Consider the following 17,976-nt stretch of genomic DNA (forward strand, 5'->3'; position numbering starts at 1 on the left):
CTTCTATTTTTTCCTCTGGTTTTCGCAAAGTCTTCTTTGGCGCATAAAATTTCCTGCACTGGCTAAAACAGCTGGCCGCAAAAGCAGTATTTTTTCGGCCGTTCCGCAAGGGAACCGGCAAAATCTGCTGGAAACTCCATAGCCTGCCTCTATGCGCAGTTTAAGAAAGGGCCGCAGGCGGGCGCCTTTGACGGCTCTGCTAAAATTAAGTATAGCCTGTCTGGGGGCGCATTCCTTTCTGCGCCTTCGGCTTGCCGGACAAAACGACGCCGTGCAGACAGAGACAGACTTTTTCTTCGAATCCTGCAGATCGCAAGTGCAGCCGCGAAAAGCCCGCCATCCAGAAAAGAGGCATCGGTCCAGACGCGTTTTTTGCCTATGGCGGTCTGCCTGACTAGAAAGGATGAACTATGGACGAAAAATTTGAACTTGTTTCTCCTTATCCCCCTGCCGGTGATCAGCCGCAGGCCATTGCCGAGCTGGTCGAAGGCATCCAGGCCGGCAAGAAGCATCAGGTTCTGCTTGGCGCCACCGGTACCGGCAAGACCTACACCATTTCCAACGTCATCGCGGCGGTCAACAAGCCCACGCTTGTATTCGCCCACAATAAAACGCTCGCCAGCCAGCTGTACGCCGAGCTGAAGGAATTTTTCCCGAACAACCGGGTGGAATACTTCGTTTCCTACTTCGATTATTACCAGCCGGAAGCGTACATGCCCAAAACCGATACGTACATCGATAAAAACACGAAAACTAACGAAGAGCTCGACATGCTTCGCATGGCCGCGGTCAACTCCGTTCTGCACCGGCGCGATACGATCATCGTCGCTTCGGTCGCCTGCATTTACGGTGCTTCGGACCCGGCCCAGTACGAAAACATGATCGACACGATCCGTGTCGGCGAGCAGATTGACCGTCAGAGCCTGCTCTCCCGTCTGATCGCCCAGCAGTACAAGCGCAACGACATGGAACCGGCGCGCGGTACGTTTCGCGTGCGGGGCGATGTCATCGAAATTTCCCCGGGCTATACGGACCGCTTTTTAATCCGCATCGAAATGTTCGGCGATGAAATCGAGCGGATCTGCGAAGTCAACCCGCTCACCGGCCAGCTCATTCAGGCGTACAACCTCTATAACCTGTATCCGGCCAGCGGCTACGCCACGAGCATGGACATCATGGAACGCGCCGCCAATTCCATCGAGGCGGAACTTGAAGACCGTCTGGAATATTTTGAAGACGCCGGCAAGCCGCTGGAAAAGGAGCGCCTCGAACAGCGCTGCCGCTACGACATCGAAGCACTGCGCGAATTCGGCGTGTGCCCGGGCATTGAAAACTATTCCCGGCACATCGACGGCCGCAAAGCGGGCGAAACGCCGTACACCCTTTTTGACTATTTCCCCGACGACTTTCTGATGATCGTCGATGAATCCCACGTTTCCCTGCCGCAGATCCGCGGCATGTTCAACGGCGACCGCGCCCGCAAGCAGACGCTGGTCGACTACGGGTTCCGTCTGCCGTCCGCTCTCGACAACCGTCCGCTGACGTTTTCGGAATTTGAAGAAAAGGCCCCGCAGTCCATTTACGTATCCGCCACGCCCGGCGACTATGAACTCGAACAGACCGAAGGCGAAATCGTCGAACAGATCATTCGTCCGACCGGTCTTCTCGATCCCATCGTTGAAGTCCGCCCGACCGAAGGACAGATCGACGACCTCGTCGGCGAAATCCGCGACCGCATCGCCAAAGGCGAGCGCACGCTCATTACCACCCTTACGGTACGCATGGCCGAAGACCTCACCGAGTATCTGAAAAATCTCGACATTAAGGTGGCCTGGCTGCATCACGAAGTCAAAACGATCGAACGAACCGAGATCATTCAGGATCTGCGCCGCGGCAAGTACGATGTGCTCGTCGGCATCAACCTGCTTCGAGAAGGCCTCGACATTCCGGAAGTTTCCCTGATCGCCATTCTCGACGCGGACAAGGAAGGCTTCCTGCGCTCCAAGCGCTCGCTCGTTCAGATCATCGGCCGTGCCGCGCGAAACGCCGAAGGCAAAGTCATTTTGTACGGCGATTCCATTACCGAATCCATGCGCTACGCGATCGACGAAACCGCCCGTCGCCGTTCCATTCAGATGGCGTACAACGAAGAGCATGGCATCGTGCCGAAAACGATCATCAAGCCGATCCGCGAAGTCGTTCATTCCAAGGAAACGAAGGAAATGACGGCCCGCTACCTGCGAAGAAAGCAGAAGCTTTCCAAAAAGGATACGGCCAAATACATTCAGGAACTCGAAGCCGAAATGCGGCAGGCCGCCAGCAATCTCGAATTCGAACGCGCAGCCGAACTGCGCGACATGATTCTCGAGCTCAAGGCCGACGCCTGATATCAGACGAAGCCTGCATCCAAAAATCAGAAAAGCAAAAAGCGATAAGCAGCAAGCAATAAGCAATAAGCAATAAACGAAAAGCCGGAAAATCCAAAAACAGAAAACACGGAAAATCCGTCCGACAGCCAGACCTGCAGAACACAGCCCGCAAAAAAGGATCCCGCAGGAACGTGCCGGCAGGAATCCGGCCAAGTTCCTCGATTTCCCGTTAAAAAATGGTGCATTCTCCAAACCATGGAGCGTGCACCATTTTTCTGTTTCTTTTTATGTCCTTGTTTCCTTTCGCAAAACTGCTGCGAAGGGACAGTTTCTTTCTTAATGAGGCATCAGGCTGAAATACAGACCGATCAGGGCGGCAATGCCGATCACAGTCCAGAAAATCCATTTGCCATACGGCGTTTTCTTTTTCATAGGTCTCCCTCTCTTTCAGACAGGCGTTTGCATTTCTGTCTTCATTGTAAAAAGAGGGCTTGCCGTCAGTCGGCCATTTGCCTGTTATCCTCAGTCCAGAAAATGGGTTCCTTTCCGTGTTCCTGCAAAAACTGGTTGGCTTTCACGAAATGATTGCACCCGAAAAAGCCGCGGTTGGCCGAAAGCGGCGAAGGATGCGCGGCTTCCAGCACCAGATGATTCGGATTGTCAAGCAGCGCCTTCGCCTTGCGGGCGTGACCGCCCCAGAGCAGAAAGACGATCGGCTGATCCTGTTTGTTGAGCACCCGGATCAGATCGTCCGTAAATTTCTGCCAGCCGATTTTTGAATGGGAAAGCGGCTTGCCCTGCTCCACCGTCATAATCGAGTTGAGCAGCAGCACGCCCTGCGCCGCCCAGTCGGACAGATTGCCCGTGCGATACACCGGAACCTGATATTCCGCGCTCAGTTCCTTGTAAATGTTCTGCAGGGAAGGCGGAATGCGCACCTGTGAAGGCACCGAAAAGGAATATCCCTGCGCCTGACCCGGTTCGTGATACGGATCCTGACCGAGAATCACGACTTTGACCTGATCGAGCGGAGTCATTTCCAGTGCCTTAAAAATGTTTTCCTTTGCGGGGTAGACGGGAGAAGACGCGTACGCCTGTTCGAGAAACGCCCGAATCGGTCCTAACGTTCCGTTTTGAAGTTCTTCTTCCATGACATCTTTCCATTCCATGCAGTTTCTCCCTTCTCCAGCACGTCTGTACACGCCCCTTCGATTTGGAAGGGGGGGGCTTTGCCGGCTGGCTGTTTTCTGTGCCTCGTCTTATCATTATAGCCATGACGAATACATGCATGCAGAAAGTCGAGGAAATGGAACGGCACAAAGGCCTGAACCATTCTCTCGATCAGCTGAGAGGATGGCTGGCCGAAGACTTTGGCCCCTCCCCTTTCCCCCATTCGATTCACGTCGCCGGCACCAACGGAAAAGGTTCCGTCATCACCTGGCTGGAACTGCTGCTCGCCCAGAAAGGCTTGGGCACCGGCGCTTTCATTTCCCCGCACCTAGTGGTTCACAGCGAGCGGTTCCGTCTGAATCAGAAGCCGATTTCCATGGATCGATGGGAAGAACTTTACGACCGGTACGCCAGAACGTTTAAAGCGCGCGACATGACGATGTTTGAAATGGATCTCTTCATGGCCTGCGCCCTCTTTCAGGAAGTCCGCCCCGATTTTGTCCTCATGGAAACCGGTCTTGGCGGAACGCGCGACGCCACCACGGCTCTCGACTATCCGTGGGGCATCATCACATCGATCGGCCTGGATCACATGGGGCTGCTCGGTTCGACCAAAACCGAGATTGCCCAGGCCAAAGCGGGCATCATTCAGGAAGGCATGACTCTAGTTACCGCGGAGCAGGATCCCGCCTGCCTGCGCGTATTTCAGGACGCCGCCAAAACGAAGCACGCGACTCTGATCGAAATTTCGCGCGATTTTTCCCCGCTTGATCCCCTGTGGAATCCGGCACTTCCCGCCTATCAGAAAGAAAACTATCTTTGCGCGCGAACGCTGCTCGAACAGGCCGGCTTCTCTTTCACGCCAGACGAGCAGAAACAGGCCATCGATCGCTTTTTCTGGCCCGCCCGCTTTCAGATCGTCCGCAGCCATCCGCTGCTTTTTGTAGATGGCGCCCACAACGCCAACGGCATAGACGCCCTCTGCAAAAGTCTTCAGGAAGGCGGCTGGAGCATCGATCAGATTTTCTTTTCCGTTCTTGCCGACAAGCAGGCCCGCGAAATGATCGCAAGGCTGCAAACGATTGCGCCGGACATTCATCTTGTCCATTTCGAATCGCAGCGTCTGGCCCGGCTCGATACGCTCGCGCAAAAGGAAAACCTCGATGTTCTTTCCTTCGATACGCTGCTTGAGCGCCTGAAAAGCACGAATAAAAATACTCTCGTATGCGGTTCGCTCTATTTTGCAGGAGAAGTTCTTCAGGCTCTGCATGCGGCCATTGACCAGGCCCCCTCTGCCTGAGTCAAAGCCGGACTTGCGCGGATCCGGCTTCCCCTCATTCCGGCATTTCCGCGATTCTGCAATTCTGCGTTGCTGCATCCCGGGTGACTTGCTGTTTCTAGGCAAAGACGCCTCTTCGAGGTCGGTTCGAAGAGGCGTCTTTTTTATCGGTTTTATTTGTATTTTTCGTATACTTTCCGCTTTGTTTTCGGTTTATGTACTCGCTTTGGGGATCGGCTTCAGGCTGCATGCGAGGAGCGCAGCTGCGTGCGGGCACTGAGCGCTGGAAGCAGACGCATGCTCAAGAACAGCATAATGGAGTTGAGCGGCCAGGCGATCAGGTTTTTCAGCAGGCGGCCAGTCACCAGAATCCAGTACGGCGTGCCGTAAAGCATGGTCAGCACCAGGGGGGTAAGAATCACGTTGCAGACCAGAATGGCCACCGCCTCCCCGAGAACGATGCGCCATACGCTCACATTTTTCTGTCCGTAAAAGAACAGGGTGTAAATGAGCGCCTTGACCATGAGCACCATCGCATAAAACGGCATGTACGGTCCGGTCGGATGGGCGAGAAAGCCGAGAAGATCCGCCACGAAGCAGAAGATCAGATTGGGCAAGAACCCGTAGAGCGCGCAGCTCAGCGCGAGCGCGATGAACGAGAAGCGAATCTCAAGCGTCGCACTCAGGGAAATCGAAAACATATTGAGCACCACATACAGGGCGCAAAGCATCGCCATGCCCGCGATGGAACGGACGGACAGACGGGCGCTTTTCCATTCGAAAAGCGATTTGATTTTCATGACATATTCCTCCTTTCCTCGTTGCAGAAAAAAGGAGGGTTCCTTCTTGTGCAGCGGGATGCAGGAAACAAACCGCAAGGGTAACCCTTTTCGTTGCCGGACCGACTCCCCATTTCCGGCACACTTGACGCCTGTTTCCTTACTCTGTCGCATGCACTATAGCCAGAGGCTCTCCACTCTGTCAACGAAGCCCGCCGGACCGTGCAAGTTCCGACTCGCTTTGTATCAAAAAACAGGCGGCCTTTCGAAAGACTCCGAATAGACCGCCTGTACAGGAACAAAGCGTTATTTTTTCAGGAATTCATCAGCTCGAGCGCTTTCTGGAACACCGTATCGCTGTCGTAGCCTTCGGTATTGATCTTTTCCGAGACTTTCTGGACGAGCAGCGCGAACGTTTTCGCATCCGCTTCGCCGGTCGTTTCCAGATCGTTATCGCTCTGGAACTGGCGCAGAGCCGCTTCGCTTTCGGGCGAATAGTAATTGTCGCCGCGTACCGCCGGATAGCCGAGCTCGCGCAGGAAAATCTGCAGCGCCGCGGCGTTGTCGTTCACCGTATCCGGCCGGATCGGCTCTTCGTCTTCGTTCATCAGCCGGTAGCCGACGCTCTGGTATTCTTCGACTTCAACCGGTACGTCCGGTTCGATGCCGACCATGTTGACCGACGTTCCGTTTGGCGTCAGCCATTCGGCGACGGTGTATTTGAGCGTAGTTCCGTCATCAAAGACTTTGTTCAGCTGTTCCGTGCCCTTGCCGTACGTTTTCGATCCGATCGTCGTGACCTTGTCCGGGATCTGATCTTTCAGAGCGCCGATCAGCACTTCCGAGGAACTGGCCGTCAGCCCGTTCTGCAAAATGTACACGTGATCAAAGTTCGCCTGATAGCTGTCATCGGCGACGGTAATTTCGCGCACGGTGCCGTCACGCAGCTTTTCCTTGAACAGCACGCTGTCGGCAGGCAGAAACGCGGAAGCGATCGTCTGCATGGCGTGCAGATAGCCGCCGGTATTGCCGCGCAGATCGAGGATCAGATTTTTCGTGCCGGCTTCTTCCAGGCGCTTGAACGCCTCAACCGCGTCTTTTCCCGAATTCTGGGAAAAGGACGAAAGATTCACCAGACCATAGCCGTCTTCGACATCAAACGCGACTGTGGAATCGTATTGGGCCGGGGTAAGATCCATTTCCAGCGTCTGGCCGTCGCGGCGCACCGTAAGGTGCACCGATGTATTCGGCTTGCCCTTAATGTATTCGATGATCTGATCGAGCGGCGTTCCCGTTCCGTCAAGATCATCGATTTTCAAAATTTCATCGCCGGCTTTCAGTCCGGCTTCATCCGCCGGCGAATTGATAAAAATCGATTTCAGCCGCATCGGCTGCCCGGCGTTCTGATAGCAGACCACTCCCAGGCCGACATTGTTTCCAGCGAGCTGCTGGCTGTAGTCGGTCGAACGATCGAGCGGCAGGTACATCGTATGCGGATCGTTTTCGAAACTCGTCATGCCCTCGAGCGCCTTTTCCGTCAGCTCGCTGTCGAGATTCGGGTTGTCGGCGCCGTAGTACCATTCGTTTTCCAGAATGTTCTTCACTTCTTCATACTTGGTGGTATCCTTAACCGCCTGTGCCTCGCTGGCCGCTCCCATGAAGCGATAGCCGGAACAGCCCGCCAGAGAGAAGCTCATCAGCACGCCAAGTGTCAGAGAAAGGCTTCGATTTACGATTGAATGCATCGTTTTCTTCAAAATAGACCTCCTTGGCACGGATTTGCGCTTTCAGGGCGCCGATCCATGCGCACAGGCAAAAGCCCGTATGCACTATACCACGCCCGTATTTCAAACAAAACGTGCCCGAAAGGGCACGCTTGGTAAATTCAATTCGGTTTACTCGCCGGGACGGTCGTCTTTGGGATGGAACGCCTTTGCCTGCGCCTCGTCGGCTTTTTCATCCTTGCGCGCCTGCTTATGATCTTCACGAATCGCTTTGTGAAGCTTCTTATCCAGGCTTTTGTCATGATGGAAGACGTTTTCCTTTTTCGCCTTGTCCGATCCGAGCCAGCGCCGCTTGCGCAGATACAGAATTTCGCCGGCCGCAATCACCAGCATCACTACAATAATGACCGCATATCCATGGCTGTATTTGATCAGCGGCATGTCCTGGAAGTTCATGCCGTACCAGCCGGTCAGGAACGTCAGCGGCAGGAAAACCGTCGAAATGATCGTCAGCAGCGTACTGACTTTGTTCTGGCGGTCCGACAGCTGCGTCTGCCGCAGATTCCAGATCTGGGACGTATAGTCCTTGATCGTGCTTGCCAGATTTTCGAGCTGCGTACTGTTGGCCAGAAACAGCGAGATCATCGCGTTTTCATTGGGCTGATCCTGCGGGATGATCGTCTCCTGCATCGTATGGCCGACCGCGGTCAGCTGCAGGTAGTAGTTGCCGAGAATGTTCATGTCACGCCGTGTCATCATGATGTAGCGTTCCATGCCCGATTCCTTGTTTTCGAAAATGTTTTCCTCAATCGTTTCGAGCTTTTCGTTGTAATCCTCAAGAAAGTACACATCTTCCTGAATCATGTAGTTCATGAAGCGCAGCAGAAACTGAAAGGCGCTGCAGATATCGAGCGTGTATTCGTCCATAAACGCCTGCAAATAGCTGTGAAACGCCTTTTCGTCGCTGATAAAGCAAAGACTGTCATTTTCCAGAACAAACGCAAAGCTCATGCGATCCGCGATCGGCTGTTCCTTGCGCGGAATGACAAACGTACCCGAAAGCACGCCGCGATCGTACAGAATGCGGCAGAAGCGAATCGGATGACTCAGATCCGGCAGCGTTTCGCCGGTGAAATATTCCGGATTTCTCTTGCAGGCTTCCTCGCTGCTCAAAATCAGCAGCGCCTGATCGGGATGCGCCCTGTTCCAGCAGATATTCATAAAATGCACACCTCTTTTTAAGTCCACTCTACCTGTCTTTTAGCGGCGCGAAGGCTGTGAAAACCGAAAAAGCAGATCGCCGTTCCAATCGATACAGATTCAGGCTGTACCTTCTCTGTCTTTTCCAAAGAAAAATAAGCAAAAAAAATCGGAGGAAATTCATCCTCCGTTCCTGCTTTCTTCCTCTTCGGTTCGTTCACTCTTGGGAACATATCGAAGTTCGACATCATACCCGAGACCTTCCATGATCTGAATAAATGTCTTATTCACCAGCCCGTCTTTTTTCTTAATGATGTGATTGACGTACTGCGACGTCACGCCCAGTTTCTCGGCGAGTGTACGCTGAACAAGCCCTGCTTCCACGCACTTGACTTTAATGTCAACCTCCAGATTGTTCCGTATCATGATCAACTTCTCCTGTCCTTATGATATGAATTATACAGTTTTCATCTGATTTGAATATTATTTTTTCCACAAATAAGTTGAGTTCAATCATATTAATACAATCGTGCCAATCATCGACAGTACGTCTGAACTTGACTGAAACAAGCAAAACGGACAAAAGAAGCAACGATTTCGGATACATTGAAAGGAATCCGGTAAATCTTTCCCGACACTTTTTTCTGCCGATTTTTACAAGTTCCAGTCGGATTCGGACCAGACCGAACATTCAAAAAAGCGAACAAAACGTGCACTTTCCGATTTCGATCTGTGGATTCGAAGAAAATCGCCAGTTAAAAAAATAAAACGAATACCTGATCGTAAAAAAGCGGATACCTCTTTAATTCCATGAACCGAGAAAGGTATCCGTATAGTTTCTAAAAATGGTGGAGCGTAGGAGGATCGAACTCCTGACCCCCTGCGTGCAAAGCAGGTGCTCTCCCAGCTGAGCTAACACCCCACATAGAGTAAGAAAAAATAAATAAAATGGTGGGCCTGAATGGACTCGAACCAGCGACCTCATCCTTATCAGGGATGCGCTCTAACCACCTGAGCTACAGGCCCGTTTCCCGATTGCTCAATCATATTAACAAAAGCTCCCATGCGGGTCAAACAAAAATGCTTCAAAAATCTAAAAAAATCGAATGAGGGGAATGGAAACGGAGAACAGCGCAGGGCGGAGGGAAAACGGTGTCCGTTCTTTCGCTTTCCGTGAAATACGCAATAATCTATGTTTCGTAATTCTTATAAGATGGGATTCCGATCAATATAGAATAGTTGCTGTCGATTGCGGCGGGCAGTTCTGCTTTTCTGTGCGCGATCAAAGCGAAAGAAAAAATATGAAATGCCCAAGATGCGGTGCTGTCGCTGAAGACAATTCTTCGTTTTGCCTCTCCTGCACTGCTTCTTTTAAAAACCAGGAAGAAGCCAGATCCTCCCTTCCGCAGGAAATGGCACCTGCAGAACAGAAGAAAGACGTGTCCGAAAGCCCGGAACAGCCCTGCACGGCGGATGTCACTTTAGACCATCCTGCTTCTGCACAGTCGGAGTCCAAAATGCCGTCTGTTCCGGATCAGCAGGCGGCGGATTCATCCGATTCCAAAGATCCCAATCCCAGTCTGGAAAAGAATGTACAGGATCCAGCCGAACAGACAACCGATAACGATTCTAAGGCCCGGTACAGACGGATCCGCCTGATCGTGGGAACGATTATTATCGTGATCGGCATTTTTCGAATCGGAACCGCCGGCTCTCCGCTGTCTTCCACTACGTTTGGCGGCGACTTTTACACGTACGGCTATAAAGGAATCGTCGCTGCAGAATTGCTGAGCCGGGTAGAAGTGTCGCTGGGCTGGATTCTGGACGCGATCGGTGCCGCGATCGATCTGGATGCCTTCCGTCACTGATGCGCTTTTCTAGATGTTTCGTTGCGTTCGATGCAGCCTCCTGATACGCCTCCGGGTGCACCTGCGGTATCCATGGTGTGCCGGGGGAGCAGCGGCATGGACGGTTTTCATCGCTCGCCTCATTCAAAACAATTATGGAAAATGAAATAAAATGTTTGACCTTTTCTTAAGGCGATGATATTCTAATCAGGCGTTAAGCAATTGGGCCTGTAGCTCAGGTGGTTAGAGCGCATCCCTGATAAGGATGAGGTCGCTGGTTCGAGTCCATTCAGGCCCACCATTTTATTTATTTTTTCTTACTCTATGTGGGGTGTTAGCTCAGCTGGGAGAGCACCTGCTTTGCACGCAGGGGGTCAGGAGTTCGATCCTCCTACGCTCCACCATTCGTAAATTTACCTTCAGGTAACTGCCTGAAGGTTTTTTTATACCCATTTGATCGTAGAAGGCTTCATTTTGGATGAACGGAAACAGAAATGCAGAATCTTCTGAAGCATAAAATTCTTTTTATCCTTCTCGTCGATAGTTATCTCTGCCGAACGCGATGCTTATTTCTGCCGGTAAAACCCGGCCCGTTTTGGCCTTAAGAAGACGGCTTTTCCAGAACGGTTTCGTTTCTTACGGGGGTTACCCAAAATTTCAAGTTCATGCCTTAAGACCGGGGAACAAGCAAGACTGCGAACGGTTTGTTCGGTCTGTTACTCAAAAGAAATAGATCTTTTGGAAACCGCAGAGACAGAACTATGAGCAGTTTTCAACCAACTGTATACCCATCCTTTAAAGCACTCAGAATTTCAATTCCCCTCAAATTCTATGGCTCCATCAAAGCGCACTTATTCAGGGACTGTCGGATCGAATTGGTTCTGTTGCACATAAACAGACAGCCTCTACCGAAAGAAAAAGACCCGGTTAGGGGTCCACAAATTCAATGGATTCTATTTCATCAGGGAAATAAGCATTAAAGCTCTCATCAGCTTCCGTGACACCTATCGTGTCATCCGTTTCGATAGGATGATCGCCAGCTTTTGTCACATTTCCGATCCATACCCGCCGAGCATCGCCGTTGGTAAAAACAATCGTACGTATCTTTCAACCAAATCCTAATCAAAAGATTCCAAGATTATTCCCCTTTCTGCAAAAGAATGGAGCGGCATGCTAACCGGTACTCCCAGGAGGCGTCTCAACCCGGTTCGTACTGGTTAAAGCCATAACAACGAACTTAACGCCATACAGTGCATTCGTTTTTCAAATTTCTCCCCGTAGAGAGTTTTTTTCTGAGAGCCGCTTTTGATCTTGCCTTACTTTATTGCCAGAAACGCGGTGAATAAAGCTTTTGTCAGCGAACGGACAGAACAAATCCATTCTACGAAACTTTACTTTTCATAAAAATGTCTACATCTAAATCGACCGGCAGTAAAATGCCGGGAGAAGTGCACTGAACATAAAAGAGCTAAAACCGTCTGTCTTTAATGACGTTCGTACCGCTGCATGCTCGAGAGATTCGACTGGAGCCCTAAACTTGTTAAGTTCTATTTCACCAGAGCTGCCACATTTTTCTGACTTTGATCCGTTATGGGGCGATTTGATCTTGGATTTTATCGGCTAGATCACCGCATATTCAGAACAATTTCTCTCGCGGGCTGTCATAATCCTGCGCATATTCAACCTCTAAATTTCTGACTTGTTCGAGAAATTCCTTAGCTTCATCGTCGAAACCTTCTTTCGAAGGGAGGAAAACAATCCCCGCAGCGTCTAAAGCTTCTATGTCGTTTTGGGATAACCCTTCAGTCTGGCAGACAAAAAGCCTTTGGCTTTATCTTTGGCCAAAAGCTTTATCGTTTTTCGAAAGTTTATGCAGCCGCCCGGCGAGGTACTTTTTCTTTCCTCGCTTTACGAACAGATTCAGGCTGTCTGAATGGTCACATAGCTGCCTTTGGACGGATCCTTGCGCACCATAATCTGATTGTCGATCCGGTTCATCAGAGATTCGACGTGGGAAATGATGCCGACCATTCGGGAAGATGCAATCTGGCCCAGCGCGTCGATTGCTTTGCTGAGGCATTCTTCGTCCAGCGATCCAAAGCCTTCGTCGACAAACAGCGTTTCGAGACGAACTCCGCCAGCGCTTGCCTGAATCTCTTCCGAGAGACCCAATGCGAGACAGAGAGAAGCCAGGAACTGTTCGCCGCCGGACAGACTTCGTACCGGCCGTACGGAATCGTTGAAATGGTCGCAGACATCCAGGCCCAGACCGGACTTGGCACGGCCGCCTTCGTCCTGTGCGCGTTTCAATTCATACTGTCCGCTGGTCATGGTGAAAAGCCGTGTATTGGCGCGGTTGATGATCTGTTCAAAAAAAGCAGTCTGCACATACGTTTCCAGATTGATTCTCTGCACGCCCTTCAGCGAACCGTTTACCGTATCGGACAGATTTTTCAGCATGCCGGCTTCCTTGCGTGCGGCCGGCAGATCGGCTTCGATCTTTTCGCAGATTTTCAGCTGGCGCTGGTTGTTTTGCACCAGAGCCTGCAGATTGAGCTGCTCTTTTCGCAAGGCGGACAGCTGGGTTCGAAGTTCTTCTTTTTGCAAGCTGGTTTTCTCCAGCTCTTTGGCAGGATCTTCCGGTTCTTTTTCAAAGGTGGACAGCACGCCCTGCGCCTGGTCGATCTCTCGACGGGCCAGCTGCAGCTGGGCCTGGTTTTCCTTCACATTTTTTTCATAGACTGCACGCTCTTTTCGCAGGCTGTCCAGAGCTTCCTTCGCTTTCTGCGGATCTTCAATGCTCAGCTGCTCCCGAAGGACTTTGGCTTTCTGCACGGCCGCTGCTTCCTGACTTTGCAGGGAAGCAAGCTGTGTTTTCTGGCTTTCGAGCTGCTTCTGCTCTTTTTCCTGCGCAGCTTCCAGCTGATCGAGCTGCTTTTTCAGTCTGGCTTTCTGCTGAATTTCTTTTTCGAGTTCCGCCTTGCGCGCTGTAATTTTCTCTGCACTTTCCTCAGCAGGGATTTTTTCCTTGAGCGCCGCGATCTGCGTATCCGACTGGCCGATCCGGCTGCGCAGTACCGCGCATGTCTGAGAGGCCTGCACTGCCGCATTGCGGCTTGCCGAAGAGGCCTTCTCCAGTTTCTGCACCGTTTTTTCATCCGGGACATTGTCCGGCAAAACAGCCGGCGATGGATGAGAAAGAGAACCGCAGACGGGGCATGGGTGACTGTCTTCGAGATGACTGGCGAGAATGCCGGCCTGCCCGGCTAAAAACAGAGAACTGGCCTGCCGGTAGCTTTCCATAGCCTGATCGGCTTCGCGAAGAAGGCGGCCGCAGTTTCCTTCTTCCTGTTCCAGCGTTTTCTGTTCGGTCCGACGCTTCTTTTCCAGACTCTGGATTTCTTCAAACTGATCGAAGAGAACTTTGACTTTTTCCAGCTCCACTTCGCTTTGCGAAAAGGCTTCTAGCGATTTTCTTGTGTCCTGGATCTGTCCAGTGCGTTCTTCGAGCTGCTTTTGCATCTGTTCCGCCAGCTGGGCCGCCTGTCTCGTTTTCGCCTGCGCCTGAGCAGCCTGGGTACTGGCCGTCTGGGCTTCATCATAGCGGGTGATCTGTTCTTCCAGCTTTTTCTCTTCGGTTTTCTGGCGCTCGAATTTCTCCTTCTGGCTTTCGAGTTTCTGTGCTTCTTCCTGCAGCCGGTCAAACTGCGGCTTTGCACTCTGCCAGGCACTGCGTGCCTTTTTCCATTTCTGGTACTCCAGAGACTGGCTTTCCAGACGTCCTGCCTTTTTCTGAAGGGCATCATTTTCATTGGTGGTCTTTTCAAAGCGCTGTGCCAGCTGGTCCATGCGGGCATTTTGCTGGATGAGCCAGGCTTTTAACAAGGCCGTATCTTCGCGGGTTTCCTCATCCACCCCTTCAAGCGCCTGACGGGCGCGCCGAAGGTCGTCTTCCATGCCCGTGCACGTCTGGGCGGACGCTTTGGCCTGTTCGGCGATTTCCTTCTGAAGCCGGTCGTACTCAACCGTATTGAACAGTTCCCGGAAAATTACCGTACGCTCCTGCGTCCCGGCCAGCAGCAGTTTCAGAAATTCGCCCTGCGCCAGAATGGCGACCTGCTTGAACTGTTTCATATCCAGCCCGAGCAGATCCTGCACCTTGGCGCTGACTTCCATCTGCTTGGTCAGGGCTTTGTGGTCAGGAAGAATCATTTCCACGCTGGAAGGCCGCTTGGTCATGCCGGTTCCGCGCGTTTTTGGGCGTTCGTATTCTGGCGAACGGCGGATCGTATACGTCTGATCGCCGACTTCAAACACCAGTTCTACATACGTTTCCGTGGACGGATCGGCGTATTTGGAACGAAGCATGCCCGGTTTGCGTACATCCCCGGACAGTTCGCCGTAAAGCGCGTAGACGATTCCGTCAAAAATTGTCGTTTTGCCGGCACCGGTATCGCCGCTGATCAGAAAGAGTCCCTTGTTTTCGAACACGCGAAAATCGATCTCTTCCGTACGGGCGTACGGACCAAACGCGCTCATTTTCAGATTAATCGGTTTCATGGACAGCCTCCCAGGCATCGAACAGCGCCTCTTTCTGCTGGGGCGACGGTTCGATGCCGTTTTGAAGTTCAAAAAATTCGCAGGCGATTTCTTCAAAGGATTTCATTTTCGTCTGAACGTTTTGAAGATCCTGCTCGCTGATGCCTTTATGAAGATGGGAATATTCTATTTTCAGCAGGCGCTCGTAAATGCTGGAGAGCTTTTCAAACGCCTGGAACACTTCCTGCTCATCTTCGAGAACGATATAGACGTAGTCTTCCGGATTGACGCTCTGTCGAAATTCCCGGCTGACGATTTCATCAAACGTCCCCTGCAGACGCACAAAATCCCGTTTGGGCACCGCAGGAATCCGCTCAATTTTCACCGAGTGATCGGGCTGCGTTTCCAGTACGGTAAACGCGCGCGGCCAGTCCAGTTCCGAAGCGGAATACTTGAGCAGGCTTCCCGGATAGCGAAAGCGCTCATCGCCGACTGCCTGCGGCTTATGCAGGTGACCGAGCGCCGCATAGTCAAACGGCTCGAGAAAAGAAGTCGAAATCTGATCGAGCGTACCGACCGAATGAGTTTCGCTGTCGCTCGTTTCACTGCCCATGTAAAACTGATGGCTCATCAGAATATTGGACACGCTCGAATCGAGCTCGACAGTTTCCATCGCGATCGCCATTGCTTCATCCCAGCTCGCGCACTCTCTTTCGTGGACCGCCCGAATGGTAACGGGCTTAATAAACGGAAGCATATGGACGCGCACCCGCTCTTCGCCTTCTTCCAGATCCACAAACGGGACAGATCCGTCATACACCGAGGCAATATGCAGATCGGAGGCTTCGAGCAGCTGCGAGCCAAAGCTCAGACGGCCGGCGGAATCGTGGTTTCCGCTGATCATCAGCACGCTCTGCCCCCGTTTGTGCAGCTCGTTTAAAAACCAGTCCAGCAGCTCGACGGCACTGACGGGCGGCATGGCGGTATCGTAAATGTCGCCGCAAAGGAGTACCGCATGCGTCTTTTTCTCTTCCACGAGCGCTAAAACCTGCGCAAGCATGTCGCGCTGTTCTTCTTCGAGATTGTAGCCGAACACCTTCTTGCCTAAATGAAGGTCGGCCAGATGAATGATTCGCATAATTCCATTCCTCTCCTGTCCAGTAAAACCTGTCTTTACGATACAGGGACGTTTCCCTGTTCGGATTTTACTGGGCTAAAAACGAAAACCGTCCTGTAAAAAAACGGCGGACCGCGCCGGGTTCGCCGTTTTGATTCTGTCTGAAAAAGCCTTACCAGGAAACGACTTCTTCCTCTTCGCTGGCTGCTTTTTCCTGCTCCTGAATGGCCAGACGTCTCTTTTCTTCCTTCCAGGCATAAAACGGCACCATGATGCCCTGATCCTGCATGTCGCCTTCAAAGGCAAGCGGATTTTTAAAGCGTTCCATCTCTTCGCTGCGGGTCAGCTTGTCGCCATGCTGGGTAAACGAGAAACGCGGTTCCTTGCCAATTTCCAGGAACATCGTTTTGTCAAAGCCGTATACGCCGGTATGCGCCTTTCCGGTATGGAAGCTGAATTCCTGCAGGATGGCTTTGCAGAATTCCTTCAGGCTGTATTCGTCGATGTTGGATTTGAAGATCACAAACGGAATCCGATCGTTGGTAATGTATAACGGCTGGCTGACCACAAATTTGTTGACGATGGCCTGCGGGATTTCCTTCGTCTTCATTTCCTCAAAGTATTCTCTGTACTCCGGCTCCGACTCCAAGAGTTCGGGATCCGGATTGATCGCAAAATAAAGCGTCGAATTGACGGATCCGGAGCGAAACAGCGAGCCGCGCGCGGTCGTCGTATAAATAACAGGTACTGGTTTTTTCTCTTTTTTCATTGCTTGATTCTCCTCCAGGCATAGTATTCTTCATCCTTCTGCTCGTCGATGCCTTCCTTTTCGTTCAGCACGGCGCATTCCAGATGGCCGTAAAGCGAAACAAAGTCCTCAGTACGCAGACGAAGCGTATAGCCGGGTGCACTGATCGCAATCGTATCGCCGTTTTTTCGAGCCAGAAGGCGCGGATTGGAAAAGACGAGCGTATGGCCTTCTTCCAGCCATCGCATCGTCCGCTCGGCCTGTCGAACAATATCCTGAGTCATACGGCTATTGTACCAAAACCCATGCCAAAAGAATCAGCCACTTTTTCAATACTGCCCCCGTCGTGCTTACTGCACGAAAAGGATGAAAAATTCAATCTCTCTTTCCATAGAAAAAGCCGCCAGCGTTTTGCGCAAGCGGCTTTGTGTCTTCCGATTGTATTTTCTTTCGGGTTAAACCGAACTAGTGGGAAGGATTAGCAAGGTTCTGGTTGTAGTCAACAACAGCTTCGAACCAGCCCTGCGGATGTTTGCAGACTGGGCATACTTTCGGTGCAGCTTTTGCTTTTGTTACATAGCCGCAGTTGAGACAGATCCAGTTTACTTCTTCCGGTTTCTCGAACACGAGGTTGTTCTTGATCAGGTTCATCATGTCGCCGTATCTGTCTCTGTGATGGGCTTCGATTTCACCGATCAGTTCCATTTTGCGTGCGATTTCGGTAAAGCCTTCTTCACGAGCGACTTTAGCGAAGTCTGCGTACATGGTTGTGGTTTCGTAGTCTTCACCATCCCAAGCCATCTGCAGGCAGGTCAGCGTATCTGGTACCTGTCCTTCGTGCAGATACTTGAACCATACTTTCGCATGAGCTTTTTCGTTGCCGGATGTTTCTGTGAAAATGTTAGAGATGTAGTTGTAGCCTTCTTTTTTCGCCTGGGCTGCGAACCACTGGTACTTGGTGTATGCCTGGGACTCACCTGCGAGCGCAGCTTCGAGATTTTTCCAGGTCTGAGAATCTTTCAGTTCCATTGGGAATTACCTCCATTTGTTCCAGTATAACACCAAACCCCCACCGCACTTCCTCTGACCTTCAGGAAAAAAGATTCGCGTTTTCATACGTCTTTTTCACACTCTTTTTAAAGGATTCTCAGCAATGCTGTTCACTTAAGCTTCACAAGTGAGCAGTGCCTTGCCTTTCTAGTTT

13 protein-coding genes, 4 tRNA genes and 1 riboswitch are annotated in these 17,976 nt (G+C 51.7%); of the genes, 5 read left to right on the forward strand and 12 right to left on the reverse strand.

From position 1 onward, the window contains the following. Positions 1-410 precede the first annotated feature (410 nt). On the forward strand, positions 411-2,387 hold the full coding sequence (gene uvrB, locus Q2J39_RS02835; protein WP_288338729.1) for an excinuclease ABC subunit UvrB: 1,977 nt from the start codon (positions 411-413) through the stop codon (positions 2,385-2,387). A 479-nt stretch (positions 2,388-2,866) separates the two neighbouring features. Here uvrB and ung read toward each other — a convergent pair whose 3' ends face one another. Beyond that, positions 2,867-3,538: a uracil-DNA glycosylase gene (gene ung, locus Q2J39_RS02840; RefSeq protein ID WP_230268109.1), complete on the reverse strand. Its 672-nt coding sequence runs from the start codon at positions 3,536-3,538 to the stop codon at positions 2,867-2,869. Between the two features lie 104 nt (positions 3,539-3,642). Between ung and Q2J39_RS02845 the strand changes: the two genes are divergently transcribed. After that, positions 3,643-4,839: a folylpolyglutamate synthase/dihydrofolate synthase family protein gene (locus tag Q2J39_RS02845; protein ID WP_230268110.1), complete on the forward strand. Its 1,197-nt coding sequence runs from the start codon at positions 3,643-3,645 to the stop codon at positions 4,837-4,839. 218 nt (positions 4,840-5,057) lie between these two features. Here the strand turns inward: Q2J39_RS02845 and Q2J39_RS02850 are convergent, their stop codons facing one another. From Q2J39_RS02850 to Q2J39_RS02875, 6 genes are all read right to left on the reverse strand, one after another. Next, on the reverse strand, positions 5,058-5,618 hold the full coding sequence (locus tag Q2J39_RS02850; RefSeq protein ID WP_230268111.1) for a folate family ECF transporter S component: 561 nt from the start codon (positions 5,616-5,618) through the stop codon (positions 5,058-5,060). Positions 5,619-5,667: 49 nt separating this feature from the next. Next, a riboswitch (THF riboswitch) is annotated at positions 5,668-5,767 on the reverse strand. A gap of 144 nt (positions 5,768-5,911) precedes the next feature. Next, positions 5,912-7,354 (reverse strand): S41 family peptidase, encoded by a 1,443-nt coding sequence (locus Q2J39_RS02855; RefSeq protein WP_288338728.1) that lies wholly within the window; start codon positions 7,352-7,354, stop codon positions 5,912-5,914. Positions 7,355-7,492: 138 nt separating this feature from the next. Then, positions 7,493-8,542 carry a CorA family divalent cation transporter gene (locus Q2J39_RS02860; RefSeq protein WP_288338727.1) on the reverse strand — a complete coding sequence of 350 codons (1,050 nt, stop codon included), beginning with the start codon at positions 8,540-8,542 and terminating at the stop codon, positions 7,493-7,495. Between the two features lie 159 nt (positions 8,543-8,701). Next, positions 8,702-8,947: a helix-turn-helix transcriptional regulator gene (locus Q2J39_RS02865; RefSeq protein WP_230268114.1), complete on the reverse strand. Its 246-nt coding sequence runs from the start codon at positions 8,945-8,947 to the stop codon at positions 8,702-8,704. A gap of 420 nt (positions 8,948-9,367) precedes the next feature. Continuing rightward, positions 9,368-9,443: transfer RNA gene (locus Q2J39_RS02870), tRNA-Ala, on the reverse strand. A 27-nt stretch (positions 9,444-9,470) separates the two neighbouring features. Continuing rightward, positions 9,471-9,547, reverse strand: a tRNA-Ile gene (locus tag Q2J39_RS02875). A 275-nt stretch (positions 9,548-9,822) separates the two neighbouring features. On the opposite strand from Q2J39_RS02875, the gene Q2J39_RS02880 reads away from it, so the two are divergent. From Q2J39_RS02880 to Q2J39_RS02890, 3 genes are all read left to right on the forward strand, one after another. Further along, positions 9,823-10,389 carry a hypothetical protein gene (locus tag Q2J39_RS02880; protein WP_288338726.1) on the forward strand — a complete coding sequence of 189 codons (567 nt, stop codon included), beginning with the start codon at positions 9,823-9,825 and terminating at the stop codon, positions 10,387-10,389. Between the two features lie 203 nt (positions 10,390-10,592). Then, positions 10,593-10,669 (forward strand) — tRNA-Ile (locus tag Q2J39_RS02885). A gap of 27 nt (positions 10,670-10,696) precedes the next feature. Next, positions 10,697-10,772: transfer RNA gene (locus Q2J39_RS02890), tRNA-Ala, on the forward strand. Positions 10,773-12,288: 1,516 nt separating this feature from the next. Here the strand turns inward: Q2J39_RS02890 and Q2J39_RS02895 are convergent. The 5 genes from Q2J39_RS02895 to rbr form a co-directional block, all read right to left on the reverse strand. Next, a complete protein-coding gene (locus Q2J39_RS02895; protein ID WP_288338725.1) occupies positions 12,289-14,928 on the reverse strand; it encodes an SMC family ATPase in 2,640 nt (879 codons plus the stop codon). Continuing rightward, the gene (locus tag Q2J39_RS02900; RefSeq protein WP_230268502.1) at positions 14,915-16,045 is read right to left on the reverse strand and encodes an exonuclease SbcCD subunit D; all 1,131 of its coding nucleotides are present in this window, start codon (positions 16,043-16,045) and stop codon (positions 14,915-14,917) included. Before Q2J39_RS02900 ends, Q2J39_RS02895 begins: the two co-directional genes overlap by 14 nt. A 151-nt stretch (positions 16,046-16,196) precedes the next feature. After that, on the reverse strand, positions 16,197-16,793 hold the full coding sequence (locus Q2J39_RS02905) for a hypothetical protein (protein WP_230268501.1): 597 nt from the start codon (positions 16,791-16,793) through the stop codon (positions 16,197-16,199). Next, the gene (locus tag Q2J39_RS02910) at positions 16,790-17,056 is read right to left on the reverse strand and encodes a hypothetical protein (protein WP_230268500.1); all 267 of its coding nucleotides are present in this window, start codon (positions 17,054-17,056) and stop codon (positions 16,790-16,792) included. The genes Q2J39_RS02905 and Q2J39_RS02910 overlap by 4 nt, the downstream gene beginning before the upstream one ends. Before the next feature lie 181 nt (positions 17,057-17,237). Further along, complete coding sequence (gene rbr / locus Q2J39_RS02915; protein WP_230268499.1) at positions 17,238-17,801, reverse strand: rubrerythrin; 564 nt, start codon at positions 17,799-17,801, stop codon at positions 17,238-17,240. Between the last annotated feature and the right edge of the window lie 175 nt (positions 17,802-17,976).

Origin of the sequence: uncultured Allobaculum sp., from assembly GCF_948576815.1 — a bacterium.
Classification (GTDB): domain Bacteria; phylum Bacillota_I; class Bacilli_A; order Erysipelotrichales; family Erysipelotrichaceae; genus Allobaculum; species Allobaculum fili.